The 17,134-nt window shown below is 70.6% G+C and carries 13 protein-coding genes; 6 read left to right on the plus strand and 7 right to left on the minus strand.

Annotated features, from left to right (window positions below; translation table 11 throughout):
• Positions 1-98: 98 nt before the first annotated feature.
• The 4 genes from pdxS to fsa form a co-directional block, all read right to left on the minus strand.
• Positions 99-992: a pyridoxal 5'-phosphate synthase lyase subunit PdxS gene (gene pdxS, locus IC605_RS00810; protein WP_216317710.1), complete on the minus strand. Its 894-nt coding sequence runs from the start codon at positions 990-992 to the stop codon at positions 99-101.
• A 67-nt stretch (positions 993-1,059) separates the two neighbouring features.
• The gene (locus IC605_RS00815) at positions 1,060-1,473 is read right to left on the minus strand and encodes a response regulator (protein ID WP_216317712.1); all 414 of its coding nucleotides are present in this window, start codon (positions 1,471-1,473) and stop codon (positions 1,060-1,062) included.
• A gap of 168 nt (positions 1,474-1,641) precedes the next feature.
• Positions 1,642-2,922, minus strand: a complete 1,281-nt coding sequence (gene rho, locus IC605_RS00820; RefSeq protein ID WP_216317714.1) for a transcription termination factor Rho — start codon at positions 2,920-2,922, stop codon at positions 1,642-1,644.
• A gap of 21 nt (positions 2,923-2,943) precedes the next feature.
• Positions 2,944-3,672, minus strand: coding sequence for a fructose-6-phosphate aldolase (gene fsa, locus IC605_RS00825; protein ID WP_216317716.1), 729 nt, complete (start codon positions 3,670-3,672; stop codon positions 2,944-2,946).
• 510 nt (positions 3,673-4,182) lie between these two features.
• Here fsa and ileS point away from each other — a divergent pair.
• Entirely contained in the window at positions 4,183-7,461 is a 3,279-nt protein-coding gene (gene ileS / locus IC605_RS00830; RefSeq protein ID WP_216317718.1) for an isoleucine--tRNA ligase, read from the plus strand.
• Positions 7,462-7,562: 101 nt separating this feature from the next.
• Positions 7,563-8,336 carry a methyltransferase domain-containing protein gene (locus IC605_RS00835; protein WP_216317720.1) on the plus strand — a complete coding sequence of 258 codons (774 nt, stop codon included), beginning with the start codon at positions 7,563-7,565 and terminating at the stop codon, positions 8,334-8,336.
• A 21-nt stretch (positions 8,337-8,357) separates the two neighbouring features.
• On the opposite strand, the gene IC605_RS00840 is transcribed toward IC605_RS00835, so the two are convergent.
• Positions 8,358-9,203 (minus strand): DegV family protein, encoded by an 846-nt coding sequence (locus tag IC605_RS00840; RefSeq protein WP_216317722.1) that lies wholly within the window; start codon positions 9,201-9,203, stop codon positions 8,358-8,360.
• A gap of 83 nt (positions 9,204-9,286) precedes the next feature.
• Here IC605_RS00840 and bshA point away from each other — a divergent pair, with 83 nt between their 5' ends.
• The 3 genes from bshA to IC605_RS00855 all read left to right on the plus strand — a co-directional run bounded on the left by bshA (position 9,287) and on the right by IC605_RS00855 (position 12,542).
• The gene (gene bshA, locus IC605_RS00845) at positions 9,287-10,432 is read left to right on the plus strand and encodes an N-acetyl-alpha-D-glucosaminyl L-malate synthase BshA (protein WP_216317724.1); all 1,146 of its coding nucleotides are present in this window, start codon (positions 9,287-9,289) and stop codon (positions 10,430-10,432) included.
• 257 nt (positions 10,433-10,689) lie between these two features.
• Positions 10,690-12,144: a glycoside hydrolase family 140 protein gene (locus tag IC605_RS00850; RefSeq protein WP_216317726.1), complete on the plus strand. Its 1,455-nt coding sequence runs from the start codon at positions 10,690-10,692 to the stop codon at positions 12,142-12,144.
• A gap of 74 nt (positions 12,145-12,218) precedes the next feature.
• A complete protein-coding gene (locus tag IC605_RS00855) occupies positions 12,219-12,542 on the plus strand; it encodes a DUF2171 domain-containing protein (RefSeq protein WP_216317727.1) in 324 nt (107 codons plus the stop codon).
• Positions 12,543-13,016: 474 nt separating this feature from the next.
• On the opposite strand, the gene IC605_RS00860 is transcribed toward IC605_RS00855, so the two are convergent.
• Positions 13,017-13,844, minus strand: a complete 828-nt coding sequence (locus IC605_RS00860) for an EamA family transporter (protein ID WP_246580290.1) — start codon at positions 13,842-13,844, stop codon at positions 13,017-13,019.
• A 153-nt stretch (positions 13,845-13,997) separates the two neighbouring features.
• Positions 13,998-16,514: an alpha-glucan family phosphorylase gene (gene glgP / locus IC605_RS00865; protein WP_216317729.1), complete on the minus strand. Its 2,517-nt coding sequence runs from the start codon at positions 16,512-16,514 to the stop codon at positions 13,998-14,000.
• A 130-nt stretch (positions 16,515-16,644) separates the two neighbouring features.
• On the opposite strand from glgP, the gene IC605_RS00870 reads away from it, so the two are divergent.
• On the plus strand, positions 16,645-17,133 hold the full coding sequence (locus IC605_RS00870) for a hypothetical protein (RefSeq protein ID WP_216317731.1): 489 nt from the start codon (positions 16,645-16,647) through the stop codon (positions 17,131-17,133).
• Position 17,134: the final 1 nt, after the last annotated feature.

Consider the following 17,134-nt stretch of genomic DNA (forward strand, 5'->3'; position numbering starts at 1 on the left):
CAGGGGCGGCGCAGAGGGGCTGCTCTGGCGTCAGGCTGAGGCTAGAGCCTAATTTGTATTAATTTATGGACCCAGGCGGGGGCCGCGTGAGTTCCCGCCTACCAGCCCCGGCCCGCGAGGCGCTGTTCGGGGAGGAGGGTGTCGATGTCGATGCCGGTCATGGGGGGGCCGAGGTCCTCGCTGAGCCGGGCGAGGAGGTCGGGGTTTTGGAAGTGGGTGACGGCCTGGACGATGGCGCGGGCGCGGCGCTCGGGCTGGTCACTCTTGAAGATGCCGCTGCCGACGAACACGCCGTCGAGGCCGAGATGCATCATCAGGGCGGCGTCGGCGGGGGTGGCGACGCCGCCAGCGGCGAAGTTGACGACGGGGAGGGCACCGTGCTCGTGGACGTGGCGGACGAGGTCGTAGGGGGCGCCGAGGTCACGGGCGGCGGTCATGAGTTCGTCCACCGGGCGGGCCTGGATCGCGCGGATTTCGCCCAGGACGGTTCGGGCGTGGCGCACGGCCTCGACGATGTTGCCGGTGCCCGCCTCGCCCTTGGTGCGGATCATGGACGCCCCCTCGCCCACGCGGCGCAGGGCCTCGCCGAGGTTGCGGGCGCCACAGACGAAGGGGACGGTGAAGCCGGTCTTGTCGATGTGGAATTGGTCGTCCGCCGGGGTCAGCACCTCCGACTCGTCGATGAAGTCCACCCCGAGGGCCTGGAGAATCTGCGCCTCGACGAGGTGGCCGATGCGGACCTTCGCCATCACGGGAATCGACACGGCGGCGACGATCTCCTTGATCATCCGGGGATCGCTCATGCGGGCGACGCCCCCGTCGCGGCGGATGTCGGCGGGCACGCGTTCCAGCGCCATCACGGCGGTCGCCCCGGCGGCCTCAGCAATTCGCGCCTGGTCGGCCGTCACCACGTCCATGATCACGCCGCCCTTGAACATCTCGGCAAAGCCCCGCTTGATCGCGGGCGTTCCGGTCTCGGGAGAGAGGGTCATGCCCGCCACTCTGACGCAAAACTGGCCCCACGGGGAGGGCCAGTTCGGGGGCCGTTCTGGGGTCAGTTCAGCCGGAGGCGCGGGCGGCGACCTCGCGGATGCTCTCGACGAGCTGGGAGGGGCGAAAGGGCTTGACGAGGTAGGCGGAGATGAGGTCGGGGCCGAGTTCGGGGACGCGCTCCTGGCGGTCGAGGCCGGAGAGGAACACGACGGGGGGCAGAGCCGGGCCGAGGGCGGCGTGGAGGCGGCGGACGGTCTCGAAGCCGTCCCAGGGGGTCATCAGCACGTCCATGATGATGACGTCGAAGCTTTGCGCGCACGCGGCGCTCAGGGCCTCGGGGCCGCTGCGGGCGGTCTCGACCCGGAAGCCGTGGAGGCCGAGCGTGAGGCCCAGGAGTTCGAGAATCTGCCGCTCGTCGTCCACGACGAGGAGGCGCAGTCCGGGTGGGGTCTCCCCTGCCCCCGGGGGTGCGCGCCTCACGGGCGACGCTCCGGGGCGCCGCGGCGGAGGAGGGTGGGAGGGGACTCGGGCACCGGGCCTCCGGGAGAAGGGCGCCGCGAGGGGGTCGCTGCCGGGTGGGGGGCAGCGGCGCCCGGGGGCGTGCGGAAGGTGACGAACAGGGACGGGGACACGGGCGAGGGGGCCGTGTCAGCCTCCGGCGAGCGATTGCAGGAACTCGACGTTGTTGCGGGTCTTGCCCATGCGGGTGAGCAGCATCTCCATCGCGTCGGCGGGGTCCATGTCGCTGATCACCTTGCGCAGCAGCCACATCTTCTTGAGGACTTCCGGCTGGAGCAGCAGCTCCTCGCGGCGGGTGCCCGACTTGAGGATGTCGAGCGCGGGGAAGATGCGGCGTTCTTCCAATCGGCGCGAGAGCACGAGTTCGGCGTTGCCGGTGCCCTTGAACTCCTCGAAGATCACGTCGTCCATCCGCGAGCCCGTCTCCACCAGCGCGGTCGCCAGGATGGTGAGGCTGCCGCCGTCCCGGATGTTGCGCGCCGCGCCGAGAAACCGCTTGGGCCAGTGCAGCGCGTTGGAATCCAGACCGCCCGATAAGGTGCGGCCCGTGGGCGGGGTGACGAGGTTGTTCGCGCGGGCGAGGCGGGTGATCGAGTCGAGCAGGATCACGACGTGCCCGCCGTCCTCCACGATGCGCCGGGCGCGCTCGTGGACGAACTCGGCCACCCGGACGTGGTGCTGCGGGGGCTCGTCGAAGGTCGAGGCGATGACCTGAGCGCCCTGCACGCTCTCGCGGAAGTCGGTGACCTCCTCCGGGCGCTCGTCGACCAGCAGGACCATCACCGTCACGTCGGGGTAGTTCTTGACGATGGAGTTGGCGATCTTTTTGAGCAGGGTCGTCTTGCCCGCCTTGGGGGGCGCGACGATCAATGCCCGCTGCCCCCGCCCGATGGGGACGAGGAGGTCGACCACCCGCAGGGAGAGGCCGTCGTCCATCCCCGGGTCTTCCAGGACGAGCTGCGCGTCGGGGAAGGTGGGGGTGAGGTCGTCGAAGCGGGGACGCAGGCGGGCGCTCTCGGGGTCGAGCCCGTTGACCGCCTCGACCTGCACGAGGGTGCCGTAGCGCTCGTTCTCGCGCGGGCGGCGGGCGCGACCGATCACCTCGTCGCCGGTGCGCAGGTGAAACTGCTTGATCACCCCCGCCGTGACGAGGGTCGAGCGCGAGGTGGGGTCGAGGAGGTCGGCTTGCAGGAAGCCGTAGCCGTCGGGGCTGATGTCGAGGAAGCCCCGCGCGAGGTTCTGACCCTCGGCGCCCGCCTGCCGCTCCATGATGGCGAGGGCGAGCGAGTCTTTTTTGAGCTTGCGGTAGTTCTCGATGCCGTGGCTGGCGGCGATCAGGTGGAGTTCGGGCAAGATTTTCTGCTGGAGTTCGTGGAAGGGCAGCGGCCCTTGGGTCTGGGGATCGGTCACTGGGGGGGGTCCTCCTGGGGATTATTTGGCGGCGGGCTCGGGCACCTGGGCCCCGGGCGCGGGCTGCGGGTTCGTCCCGGCCTCGCTGGGCGGCGTCTCGGGGCTCGCCCCCGCACGCTTCGCCCAGTCCTTGAGGAAGCCGTCGAGGCCCGCCTGGGTGAGCGGGTGCTTGACCATCTGGGTGAAGACCTTGTAGGGGATGGTCGCCACGTCGGCCCCCGCGAGCGCGGCCTGCACGACATGGGTGGGGTGCCGGATCGAGGCGGCGAGCACCCGGGTGGAAACGTTTCCGAGGACGTACGCCTCCTTGATCTGGCGGATCAGCTCCACGCCGTCCCAGCCGATGTCGTCCACCCGGCCCGCGAAGGGCGAGATGTAGGTCGCGCCCGCCCGCGCCGCGAGGAGCGCCTGCGGCACGCTGAAGCACAGGGTCACGTTGGTCTTGATGCCCCCCTCGGTGAGCGTCTTGCACGCCTGGAGCCCGGCGGGGGTCAGCGGCAGCTTGACGACGACGTGCTCGCTCCACTGCGCGACCTCGCGGCCCTCGCGGATCATGCCCTCGGCGTCGAGGGCCGTGACCTCCGCGCTGATCGCGCCGCCGACAAGGCCCGCGATCTCCTGGATCACCTCCCGGAAGTCGCGCCCCGACGAGGCGACCAGGCTGGGGTTGGTGGTGACGCCGGACAGCACGCCCCAAGAGTTGATCTCGCGCACCTCGTCGATGATCGCCGTGTCGATGAAAAATTCCATGCGTTTGCCCCCTTTCGTCTATTCTATGGGCCTGCGGGGTATGGTAGGCGCCCAGGCTGTGAAGCGCCATATCCGGACGGTCAACCCGGCCTTGAGCGTCCCTGGAAGTCTTTTATGATCGCACCTTCGCGCCTCCCCGACCAGGACGAATGACCGATTGACCCCGCCCGCCCCGGGGGCCTAGCATGAGCGCAGCCCCGGGAACGGGGAGACAACCCTCAAGGCGACCGTGAGACGAGTACGCGGAGTCGGCAGCCAGGAGCGAGTCCGGGACGGTGCGAGCCGGACGGCGTGGCCCCCGCCGAAGATCCCCTCCCGCGCCGACGGAAGAAAGGCTCTCCTGTTGGGCCGACTAGACCCGTCCGGACGCCCCCCGACAGAGGGCCTGGCAAGAGGCTCCCGTTTCGGGGGTGAAGTTGGGTGGTACCACGCGATCAGCCTATGGGCGGCGCGTCCCAGCAGCGGCAGGAACGCTGGGACGCGCCGTTTGTTTTTGTTCAAGGAGAGACCATGACGACGACCGAATCCAGACCGACTGTTCCCCCATTCGAACCCGTGAACTCCCAGCCGCGTTTTGCCGAGCTGGAGCGGGGCGTGCTCGACTTCTGGCAGAGCCAGCACATCTTCGAGCGCACCCAGGAGCGGAGGGAAGGCCAACCCGAGTACGTCTTCTACGAGGGGCCGCCCACCGCGAACGGGCGCCCGGCGCTGCACCACGTCCTCGCGCGGTCGTTCAAGGACCTCTTTCCGCGCTACAAGGTGATGCGGGGGTACCACGTCACCCGCAAGGGGGGCTGGGACACCCACGGCCTGCCGGTCGAGATCAGCGTGGAGAAGCGGCTGGGGCTGCTGGGCCGCAACCACGGGGCCACGCGCGAGGAGCTGGAGGAGTTCAACCGCCTGTGCCGCACTTCCGTGTGGGAGACGATCCAGGAGTGGAACACCTTTACCGAGCGGCTGGGGTACTGGGTGGACCTGCAAGACCCCTACATCACCTACCAGAACGCCTACGTGGAGAGCGTGTGGAACCTCTTGAAGAGGTTGCACGCCCAGGGGCTCCTGGAGCAGGACTACAAGGTGGTGCCCCTCTCGCCCCGCATCTCGACCACCCTGTCGCGGGCGGAGCTGGGTGAGGTCGATTCCTACCGTGAGGTGGACGACCCCAGCGTATACGTGCGCTTCCCCCTGATCTGGGACACGCTGCCGGAACGGGCCCACGCGGCGCTGAGTGCCCTGAGCGGGGAGGACCGGCAGGGGCTCGCCCTTGTCGTGTGGACGACGACCCCCTGGACGCTGCCGAGCAACACGCTGGCGGCGGTGAACGCGGAGTTGACGTACGTGGCGGCGCGGGGTCCTTCGGGGACGGTCATCGTCGCGCAGGACGCGGTGGAGCGATTGAGCGGGCTGCACAAGGATCAACCGCTGGAGGTGCTGGCCTCCTTCCCGGGCCGTGACCTGGAGGGGGCGGAGTACGAGCCGCCCTTCCCCGAGGTGGCGGTGGAACTGGGCGTCCTGAAGGAACTGCACGAGCGGAACGCGGAGGGGCGCCCGGTCATGCACTTCGTCACGCTGGCCGAGTTCGTGTCGGCGGCGGACGGGTCCGGTGTGGCGCACGAGGCCCCGGCGTACGGCGCAGAGGACCTCGAACTCGCCCGCAAGTACGGCGTGCCGCTGATGTTCGGGGTGGACGACCATGGCCTCCTGCGGGTGACGGGAGAGCGCGGGAAGTTCTTCAAGGACGCCGATAAGGGGTTGATCGCCGACCTCAAATCTCGCGGCCTGATGTTCTGGGCGGGCACCCTGCGGCACCGTTACCCCTTCCACGACCGGACCGGGGACCCGATCCTCTACTTCGCCAAGAAGGGCTGGTATATCCGCACGAACAGCGTCGCTGAGCGGATGCAGGAGGAGAACCAGAAGATCAACTGGGTCCCGGCGAGCATCAAGAACGGGCGTTTCGGGAACTGGCTCGAAGGGAACGTGGACTGGGCCATCTCCCGCGAGCGGTACTGGGGCACCCCTCTCCCCTTCTGGGTGGGCGAGGACGGCGACCTGCGCGTGGTGGGGAGCGTGGCGGAACTGAGCGAGCTGGTGGGGCGCGACCTCTCCGAGCTGGACCTGCACCGCCCGTATATCGACGACGTGACCTTCACGTTGGACGGGAAGGAGTACCGCCGCGTCCCGGAAGTCCTCGACGTGTGGTTCGACTCGGGCTCGATGCCGTACGCGCAGTGGCACCTGCTGACGGACGAGACGGGCGAGTCTCCCCTCCCGGGCAGCGAGGCGAATATGCGGCAGTTCGAGCGGCATTACCCGGCCGACTTCATCTGCGAGGCCATCGACCAGACGCGCGGGTGGTTCTACTCGCTGCACGCGATCTCGACGATGCTCTACGGGCAGCCCGCGTACCGCAACGTGATCTGCCTGGGGCACATCGTGGACGAGAAGGGCGCGAAGATGAGCAAGAGCAAGGGGAACGTGGTCGAGCCCCTGCCCCTCTTCGACCGCTACGGGGCGGACTCGGTGCGCTGGTACATGTTCATGGCGTCGGAGCCCGGGGACCAGAAGCGCTTTTCCGAGCGGCTGGTGGCGGAGGCGCAGCGCGGGTACGTGAACACGCTGTGGAACGTGTATTCCTTCTTCGTGCTGTACGCGAACCTCGACCGCCCCGACCTGGAACACGCCCCCGCCTTTGGGACGCGCCCCGAGATCGACCGCTGGCTGCTCGCCCGGCTGGAGGAGACGGTGCGGGACGTGACGGTCAGTCTCGACGCCTACGACGCGCGGGGCGGGGGCCGGGTCCTGGAACGCTTCGTGGACGATCTGAGCAACTGGTACGTGCGGCGCAACCGCTCGCGGTTTTGGGGCGAGGGCGGCGAGGTGGACGTGGCCGCCTACGCCACCCTGCACGAGGCGCTGCTGACCGTCTCGCAGCTCACCGCGCCCTTCACCCCTTTCCTGGCGGAGGCGATGTACCGCAACCTCACGCGGGAACAGGGGGCCCAGAGCGTCCACCTCACCCGCTGGCCGGAGGTCAGAGAGGAGCGGCTGGACGAGCGGCTGACCTTTGAAATGGCCGCCGTGATCAAGGTGGTCGAACTCGGGCGGGCGGTGCGGGGGGCGCACAACCTCAAGACGCGGCAACCGCTGGCGAGCGTCAGCGTACGGGCGAGCACGCCGGACCTCACGGACGCGCTGCGGCGGTCGCGGGATCAGCTTCTGGAGGAGCTGAACGTCAAGGACGTGACCTTTCTGGAGGGGGACACCGACCTCGTGCGCTACAGCCTGCGCCCGAACCTCCCGGTGATCGGCAAGGCGTACGGCAAGGCACTGCCGACGGTGCGGGCCGCGCTGGCGAACGCGGACGCCGCCGCCGTCGCCCGGGCGGTGCAGGCGGGGCGGCCCTTCACCGTGGAGGCGAACGGGCAGACCTTCGAGCTGACGGGCGATCAGGTCCTCGTGGATGCGAAGGCCCCTGAAGGTGTGGCCGCCGCCGAGGACGCCGGGTTCCTGGTCGCCTTCGACACCCACCTCACCCGCGACCTCGTGCTGGAGGGGGTGGCCCGTGACCTCGTGCGCGGCATCCAGGAGGCGCGCAAGGCGGCGGGCTTCGAGGTGCAAGACCGCATCCGCCTCGCCCTCGATCTGGCGGGGGACGCCCGGGAGGCGGCCGAGGCGTGGCAGGGCTTCATCGCCGGGGAGGTGCTCGCCGCCGAACTGACCTTTGGGCCGGGCGAGGGCTTCGCGGCGGAGGTCGAGGGGGGCACGGCCTACCTGACGCGGGTTTGAGCGGGACAGCGAGGGGGCGGGGGCTTGAGGGCTTCCGCCTCTCCCTTGTGTCACTACCGGGGTACGTACATTTCACCGCGTCCCGGGCCTAGCGTGAGGACATGACCTGGAATCCCGAGCAGTACCACCGCCACCGGGAGGCGCGGAGTGCCCCGGTGCGCGACCTGATGGCGATGATCCCGGCTCTCCCCTACCGCGACGTGGTGGACCTGGGGTGCGGGACGGGGGAGCACACGCGGGCATTGGCGGAACGCTTTCGTGACGCTCAGGTCCTCGGGCTCGACAGCAGCACCGAGATGCTGGCACAGGCGGACGCTTCCGGCCTTCCAGGGTTGCGCTTCGGGCGGGGGGACATCCTCGACCTGGCGGGGGACTACGACCTGATGTTCTCGAACGCGGCGCTCCAGTGGCTGCCCGACCACCCGGCGCTCCTCGCGCGGCTGTGGGAGAGGCTGCGGCCCGGCGGGGTGCTCGCCGTTCAGGTGCCCGCCAACCACGACCACGACAGCCACCGCCTGCTCACGGAGACGGCGAACGAGTTCGCGGCGGAACTCGGGGGCTTCACCCGCTTCGGGACGGCGCACGGGGCGTCGCCCGTCCTGACGCCAGCCCAGTACGCCGAGGTGCTGGACGAGTTGGGCGGGGTGGAGATCGTGGCGCTGAGCAGGGTCTACCCGGTCGTCCTGCCGGGTGCCGAGGGCCTGCTTGACTGGACGCGCGGGACGGCGCTGGTGCCCTACCTCTCGCGGCTGGGGGAGCGGGACGGCGAGCGGTTCGTGGCGGCGTACCTGGACCGGCTGCGGTCGCGCTGGCCGGGCGAGCGGGTCTACTACGCCTTCACGCGGGTGCTGTTCACGGCGCGCAAACCGGGATAGGGCGGGCGACGGGCGATCCGCTCACCCCGCGTAAGGCCGGGCCATCACCCCGTAGGTGCCCGGGCCGACGTGGGCGCCGATGACCGGGCCGAGGAGCTGAAGGCGGCCCCGCGCGACGTTGAGGCGGCTGGCACCGAGGGCGGCCCTGAGTTCGGTGAGGCGGATGGGGTCGCGGCCCGCGTGCCCGACGGTGACGGCGACGGGCTGATCGCCGAAGCGCTCTTCGAGCCCCGCGAGGATGTCGCGCAGGGCGGCCTCGGCCTTCACGCGGCGCACCGCCCGCAGCCTGCCCCCGTCGAAGCGCAGGACGGGGCGCAGGCCGAGCGCGTTGCCCACGAGTTCGCCCGCCCGCGAGAGGCGGCCGCCCCGGCGCAGGTATTCGAGGGTAGGGACGGTGAATTCGGCGAGGGCTTCCTCCCCCACCCGCCGGACGGCGGCCTGTGCCGCCTGCGCGTCTCCCCCCCTCCACACCGCGTCGCGGGCGGCGATGGCGGCCTCCGCGAGGGGCAGCGAGGCGAGGCCGCTGTCGATGACGCACACGCGCTCCCCCGCGTCCAGGGCCCCCGCGGCGGCCCGGGCGTGGCGCACCGTGTCCGAGAGGTCGCCGCTGAGGTGCACGCTGATCACCCCGGCGTGGGTGGCGAGCAGGTCGCGGTAGAGGACCTCGAAGGCGTCTTGCGGCGCGGGCGCGGTCGCCACCGTCCCGCCCCGGCGCTGGTGGTCGTACACGGCGTCGGGGTCGAGGTCCTGCCAGTCGAGAAAGGTGCGGCCCCCCAGCAGCACGCGCAGGGGCACGACGCGCAGGCCGAGGGCGCGGGCCGTCTCGGGGGGGAGGTCGCAGGTGGAATCGGTCACGACGGCGAGCATGGTGCCGAACAGGGTAACGGCCGCGAGTGCGAGCGTCGATACAATTCTTGGCGTGGCGGCGGCGGGGTCTATACTCCCCGGCGATGGGGCGGACGCCAGAAAAGATTGCCGTGCTGTGCCACTCGGGCGCCGGGGGCTCGGGGGTGGTGGCGACCGAGCTGGGGCTGCTCGTGGCCGAGGCGGGGCACGAGGTCCACTTCATCGGGTCCGCCGTGCCCTTCCGGCTGGCGGGGCAGCGGGGGGCGAACAGGCCCTTTTACCATCAGGTGAGTGCCTTTGCCTACGCGCTGTTCGACCAGCCCTTTCCGGAGCTGGCGGTGGCAAACACCCTGACCGAGGTCATCTTGGAGCACGGGGTGGAGCTGACGCACGCGCACTACGCGATTCCGCACGCGACCGCCGCCCTGCACGCGCAGGCGATCACGCGAAGGAGCCGGGTGGTGACCACCCTGCACGGCACCGACGTGACGCTGGTGGGGGCCGAGCCCGCCTTCCGGCACACCACCCGGCACGCCATCGAGCGCAGCAATCACGTGACGGCGGTGTCGCACTTCCTGGCGGGGCAGACGCGCGAGGTCTTCGGGACAGAGCGCGAGATCGAGGTGATCCACAACTTCGTGGACGCGGAACGCTTCACGCGGGTGGCCGATCCGGCCGTGCGCGCCCGTTTCGCGCACCCGGAGGAGGCCCTGATCGTCCACGTGAGCAACTTCCGCCCGGTCAAGCGGGTGGAGGACGTCGTGGAGGTCTTCGCGCGGGTGGCGAGCGAGGTCCCGGCCCGGCTGCTGATGATCGGCGACGGCCCCGAGCGGCCCCGCGCCTTCGAGCTCGCCGGACAGCTCGGGGTGACCAGCCGCACGCACTTCCTGGGGTCCTTTCCCGACGTGCAGTCGGTGCTGGGGATCAGCGACCTCTTCCTGTTGCCGAGCAGCAACGAGAGCTTCGGCCTCGCCGCCCTGGAGGCGATGAGCTGCGAGGTCCCGGTCGTCGCCGCGCGGGCGGGGGGCGTGCCCGAGGTCGTGGAAGACGGGGTGACGGGCCTGCTCGCCCCGCTGGGCGACGTGGACGCGATGGCGCACGCCGCGCTGCGCATCCTGCGGGACGCGGGGCTTCACCGGGCGATGGGCGCGGCGGGGAGGGAGGCGGCCCTCACCCACTTCCACCCGGGGCGCATCGTGCCGCGTTACCTGAGCGCCTACGCGCGCACGGTGGCGGGCGGGCGCGGGTAGAGCGCGGCGGAGCGGCCTGTCCGCCCGGTCATGATCGCTCGACGTTCAGCTTTATGAGGGTCAATCGCTTAGATGTGACAAATTCCTCATGAGCCGACCGTAAGGTGAGGCCTGAATTCCGCCGGGACCGCGCCTGTCCGGTTTCGCCGACCTGGGCTCAGGAGAGACGGTCGGCGGGCCGGGAGGGTCCCTCCATCACGCCCGGGGCACGTCCTCAGCGACGTGTTCCTCCTTTTTTGCCGGTTGCAGGAGTCCCCATGTCCCAGTTCCCCCGCGCGCTTTCCCTTGCCCCCGCCCTGCTCACGCTCAGCCTGGCGCTGTCCGCCTGTTCGGGGGGGACGCCCTCCACGCCGGTCGCGGAGGCCCCCCCGGCGCCCCCCGTCGCGGCTGACCCGGCGCCCACCCCCGTCGCCGGGCCTGATCGGTTGGTCGTGTCGGCGGACGGCAGGCGGCTGGAGTACGCGGACGGGCGGCCCTTCCTGTACTGGGCGGACACGGCCTGGGAACTGTTTCACCGCCCGAACCGCGACGATGCCCGGCTGTACCTCCAGACCCGCGCGGCGCAGGGATTCACGGTGGTCCAGGCGGCCGCGCTCGCGGAGGAGAGTGGGCTTACCGTCCCCAACGCGCAGGGGGACCTGCCCCTGACTGACAAAGACCCCGCCCGCCCCGCCGTCACGCCGGGGAACGATCCGGGAGACGCCGAGCAATACGACTACTGGGACCATGTGGACTACATCGTGGATCAGGCGGCCTCGCTGGGGCTGACCGTCGCGCTGCTGCCGAGCTGGGGCATCTGGGTCAATAACGAGCCGCGGCTGGGCGACGAGCCCGTCTTCACGCCCGACTCGGCCCGCAGCTACGGGCGCTTCATCGGCGAGCGATACAAGGACAAGCCGGTCATCTGGGTGCTCGGTGGCGACCGCTACCCCGACACCGAGGAAGTGCGGGCGATCTGGCGGGCGATGGCACAGGGCATTGAACAGGGGGCGGGTGGGGGCGACCGGGCCCTGAGCACCTATCACACGCGCGGTTACCAGACCTCCTCGAAGTACTTCCACAACGAGGCCTGGCTCGATTTCAACCTCTGGCATACCGGGCACTGCCGCAATGAGCAGTCGGCCACGCGCATTCTGGAGGACTACCGCCTCACCCCGGCCAAGCCGGTCGTGAACTTCGAGCCCATGTACGAGGGGCATCCGGTGTGCCACAACCCGCCGGACGGCAATGGCGACGAGGTGGACGTGCGCAACGTCGCGTACTGGAGCGTCTTCGCGGGCGCGGCGGGGCACACCTACGGCCACCGCAAGGTCTACGGGTTCGACGTGTACGACGGCGACAAGGCGTGGCAGCGGGCCCTGGACACGGCGGCGGTGCGGCACCTCGGGCACCTCAAGGCGCTGCTGGAGTCGCGGCCCGCGCGGGACCGGGCGCCCGACGAGACGCTGGTGGCGGGCAGCTTCGTGGGGGACCGGCCCGTCGTGGCGATGCGTGGCCCGGACTACGTGTGGCTGTACCTGCCCGACGGCGGCCCGGTGACGGTCACGCTGGGGCGGGCGGGGGGCGCGCAGGTGCGGGCCTCGTGGTTCGATCCCCGCACGGGCGGCAGGGCCGAGATCGGCACCTTCGCCAACACGGGCGAGCGCACCTTCACCGCGTCCTCGGCGGGGCGCGGCCACGACTGGGTGCTGCTGCTGGAGGCCTCCCGCTGACGCGGCCCTGAGCGGTCGTTGCCCCTGGGGGACCTCCCCCGGCCCGGCGGGGACAACCGGGGTGGAGGCCTCCCATGAACCAGAACCGCGGCAACCCGCAGGACGACCGCCGCGCCCTCGCCCGCCGCAGGGAGCCGCACCCGCGCCGCTCGACTCGGCACGGCATGGGCGTGCGCGGCTCGGACGGCGCCGACGTGGGCACGGCCGAGCGGGTCGAGGGCGCGGGGGTGAAGGTCAGGACGGGCGGCCGTCTGCACTGGACCCCCGAGGACCAGATCAGGCGCGTGGGCGGACCCGTCCGTCTAGGCGTCGGCGCGGATGAGGAGAGGGACGAGCAAGTTCCCTCGACTCCTCCCCTTCCGTGGGCATTGGCTCTCCCAGACGGTGCAGGCCACTGAATTGTGGCGCGCCCGGCATCGTCCTCCACCACCCAAACGGTAAGGAACGGATGTGAGGCGTCGGGATCCAGTCGGCACCCTCTGGTCAAAAGGCGTTTTGGGTTGCTGCTGATGCGGACGGCCTGTGCGCCGGGGTTGGAGGGTTCATGTTCAGCCTCAAGGCCTGACGCCACCGGATGCGAACAGGTCCTCAAGAGCCTTGACGAGACCGCGGCCCAGACCCGCCCCTTTGTCCTGGCAGGCACCCGAGACTGGGAGCCCCGGAAGAGGGAACAGGCGGACGCGACATCGAGGGTCTACACGGGCCGCGTGCCCTCCTTCCCGGAAACGAGTTTGCCGGTGACTGTTCGTGCCCCCTGTGTTCAATCTGGAACGGGAAGCACCCTCACGCTGATGTCCGACGGGCAGGACGACGGCCGGATCAACAGGCTCAACCTTGAGCTGTTCTCGGGCGTGGGCCAGGGAGCATGGCCCTCAATTCGCCGGTTCCACCTCCACCACCCTTCTCTCGCCGCTCAGGCTGATGCCCGCGCTGGCGGCGATCACGCAGAGCATGGCGAGCCATTGCAGGGCGGTCAGGCGCTCGCCCAGGAAGAGCAGGCCGCTCAGGGCGGCGAGGGCGGGCTCCAGGCTCATCAGCACGCCGAAGACGCGGGCGGGGAGGGCGCGCAGGGCGGCCATCTCCAGGCTGTAGGGCAGGGCGCTCGACAGCACGGCGACAGCCAGACCCGCGAGGAGGGCGGGGGGGGCGAGGAGGCCGGTGCCCGCCTGAACCAGACCGAAGGGAAGCGTCACGACCGCCGCGACGAGCATCCCCGCGACGACGCCGGTGGTGCCCGGCACCCGCCGCCCGACCGCCCCGCCCGCCAGGATATAGAGCGCCCAGAAGGCCCCGGCGGTCAGGGCCAGCGCCGCGCCGAGCGGATCGAGGGTGCCGCCCTCTCCCCCGTGCGGCGCGATCAGGACGATGCCGAGCGCGGCGAGCCCCACCCACACGAGGTCTCCCAGACGCCGCGACAGGACGAGCGACAGCACCAGCGGCCCCACGAACTCCAGCGTGACGGCCAGCCCCAGCGGCAGCCGCGTCAGCGACAGGTAGAACGTGAGGTTCATCAGGCCGAGCGCCGCCCCGTAGGGCAGCACCGCCCGCCACGCCGCCGGGGACAGGGCGCGCAGGTTGGGGCGGAAGACGAGGCTGAGCAGGGCGGCGGCGAGCGTCACCCGCAGCGCCGTCGTCCCCGCCGCGCCCAGCGTGGGAAAGAGCGTCTTGGCGAAGGCCGCGCCGCCCTGGATGCTCAGCATGGAGAGGAGGAGCGCCGGGATGGGAGGCAGCGAGGAGGGCAGGACGCGGCGCACGGGGGACAGTATGGCGCCCAGGGCAAGACCGCTCCTGCCTTTGTCTCGGCGGGAGCGGTCCTGCTGACAGCTAACGGCTGATCGCTGAAGGCTTCGCCCTCACGCCCACTTGATCAGCCCGGCCTCCAGCGGGTTGCTCAGGCCCTCGATCTCGGGGACCATGCGGACGCCGACGGAGTACAGGCCGCTGTCGTCGAGGGGCACCTGGGCGCTGAAGCGGCCGTCGCCGTCGTGGGTGAGGGGCACGCGGGTGACGTGTTCGCCGCGTTTGAGGACCGCCTCGACCTGAAGTTCCTCGGGGCGGATTCCGGCGGGGTTGACGCTGGCGCGGACCTCGACCCGCTCGCCGGGCCGGGCGGTGGTGGGGAGGTGGGCGCTGGCTTGCAGGGTCGTGTACGGCCACTGCTGGCGCACCCAGGTCTTCCACGAGGCGATCTCGCGCGCCCGCGTGCCCCCGTCGGCGGCGACCTCCGCGCCGCGCTCGGTGAGGGGCAGGTAGTACTTGCGCACGTAGTCGATGACCTGCCGCTGCATCGAAAAGCGCGGGCTGACCGTCCGGATGGCGCGGCGCACTGTCTTTGCCCAGCCGCCGCGCTGAGCACCCGTGCCGTAGTAGAGGGGCACGATCTCGCTCTCCAGCGTGCCGTAGAGGCTGTAGGCGTCGGCGTCGTCCTGCACGTTCAGGTCGCTGTACTCGCGCTCCTCGCCGATGGGCCAGCCGTTGGTGCTGTCATACCCCTCGCGCCACCAGCCGTCGAGGATCGAGAAGTTGGGGGCCCCGTTGAAGCTCGCCTTCATGCCGCTCGTGCCGGACGCCTCCAGCGGGCGGCGGGGGTTGTTGAGCCAGATGTCCACCCCCTGCACGAGCTGGCGGGCGACGCTCATGTCGTAGTTCTCCAGGATGACGATCTTGCCCCGGAACTCGGGTTCCTGGGAGACGCGGTAGATCTCCTGGATGAACGCCTTGCCGGGGTTGTCCGCCGGGTGCGCCTTGCCCGCGAAGACGAACTGCACCGGGCGGTCGGGGTCGTTCACGATGCGGCTCAGCCGCGCCTTGTCTCGGAAGAGCAGGGTCGCGCGCTTGTAGGTGGCGAATCGGCGCGCGAAGCCGATGGTGAGCGCACTGTCCGAGAGCACCGTGTCGGTGGCGGCCACGTCGGCGGCGGAGGCGCCGTTGCGGATCATCTGGGCCCTGAGGCTGCGCCGCACGAAGGTGACCATCTCGCGCTTCATTTCGAGCTGCACGTCGGAGAGCTGGGTGTCCGACAGCTCCTCCACGGCCTCCCACATCGCCTCGTCCTCCAGCCGCTCGGTCCAGTCGGCGGGCAGCACGGTGCCCAGCAGGTCGCGCATCGCCTGGCTGGTGAAGGTGAGGTTGTGGGCCCCGTTGGTGACGTGGCCGATGGGCACCTCCCCCGGCTCGGCGCCCTCGTACAGGAAGCGCCACATGTCGCGGCTCACCTCGCCGTGGAGTTCGGAGACGCCGTTCGCCGCGCGGCTCATGTTCAGCGCGAAGACGGTCATGGAGAAGGTCGGCACCCAGTGGCCGTCCCAGAACTGCTCGTGGCGGGCCAGGGCGTAGAGGTCGTCGCGGCCGGCGCCCAGCAGGCCCGGCCACTCGCCGAGGTAGCGGTCCATCAGATCGTAGCCGAAGGCGTCGTTTCCGGCGGGCACGGGGGTGTGGGTTGTAAAGAGGGTGCTGCTCGCCACCGCCTCCACCGCCGCGCGGAAGTCCAGGCCCGTCTCCACGAGTTCGCGCACGCGCTCCAGGCCGAGCAGGGCGGCGTGGCCCTCGTTCATGTGGTAGACGCCCGCCGGGATGTTCAGCAGCCGCAGCGCCCGGATGCCCGCCACGCCCAGCAGGACGTACTGCTGCACCCGCAACTCCTGGTTGCCGCCGTAGAGCCGCGCGGTGAGCTTGCGGTCCTCCTCGCTGTTCTCGGGCACGTTGGCGTCGAGCAGCAGCACCTTGATCCGCCCCACGGCGAGTTCCCACACCCGGACCTGCACCGTGCGGGCGCCGATCCGCACCGATACGCGCGCCTCCTGCCCACCCTCGGTCAGCGCGGGCCGGATCGGCAGGGTGGTCAGGTCCAGCTCGTCGTAGGCCTCCTGCTGCCAGCCGTCCTTATTGAACATCTGCCGGAAGTACCCCTGGTGAAAGAGCATCCCCACCGCCGTGAAGGGCAGCCCCAGGTCGGACGCACTCTTGCAGTGGTCCCCAGCCAGCACCCCCAGGCCGCCGCTGTAGATCGGCAGCGACTCGTGGAAGCCGTACTCCATGCTGAAGTAGGCGACGGGCGCGAGCCCTGCGGCCTCCCGGCTCGCCCAGGTGTCCTGTTTGGTCATGTACGCGTCGAAATCCGTCATCACCCGCTCGTACCGCGCCAGGTAGTCGGGGTTGGCGGCGGCGTGGGCCAGCCGCTCCTGCGGGACTTCGAGCAGCGTGCGGACCGGGTTGTGCTGGAAGCGCTCCCAAACCTCGGGGTCGAGGGTCTCGAAGAGGGATTGGGCGTGCGGGGTCCACGACCAGTACAGGTTGTAGGCGAGTTCCGACAGCCGCCCGATGGGCCCGGGCAGTTGGGGGAGCACGGTGACCTTGCCGATGACGTTCATACCCGCTGAGACTACACCATCGTGCCGAGGGCACATATTGTGCCTGCGAGCCGTTGTACACGCGCAAAACAGTGCCTGTCCAGACAGGAACGGCGGGGGGTGGCGGGGGCCGGGCCGTTAGGCTGGAGGGGTGACGACCCTTCCGGACGGTGGCCGAGACGACCCGCAGGCGCTGTTGCGTGCGGAGGGAGAGCGTCTCGCCCGGCGCCTCACGCAGACGCTCGGCGGCGGGGCGGCGGACGTGGACCGCGCGCACCTGCTGGGGCTGAGCCTCGCCGTGAACCTCGTGAACGCCTTCCTGCCCACGGTCGAGCAGGTCTCGCGCCACGCCGGGCGGCCCCTGCACGCCCACCTCGTCGGCGACGAGCGGGGCCGGGCGGTGGTCGAGACGGTGACGCAAGGCGGGGAGAGGCACGCCCGGCTGCCGGTGGACGACCTGCTCGGCTCGGCGCTGTTCGTGGGCGGACGGCTCCACCCGACCGTCCAGGCCCACCTGACGGACGCGATGCGCGGCAGCGAACACCACGCGACCCGGGCGCTGGCCGCCTGCCTGAAGAGTGCGCCCGTGCTGGGGGCATTGCGGCGCCACCTCACAAAGCTGCTGCAAAAGAGGGGCTGAG

The sequence above is a fragment of the Deinococcus aestuarii genome (assembly GCF_018863415.1).
GTDB lineage: Bacteria > Deinococcota > Deinococci > Deinococcales > Deinococcaceae > Deinococcus > Deinococcus aestuarii.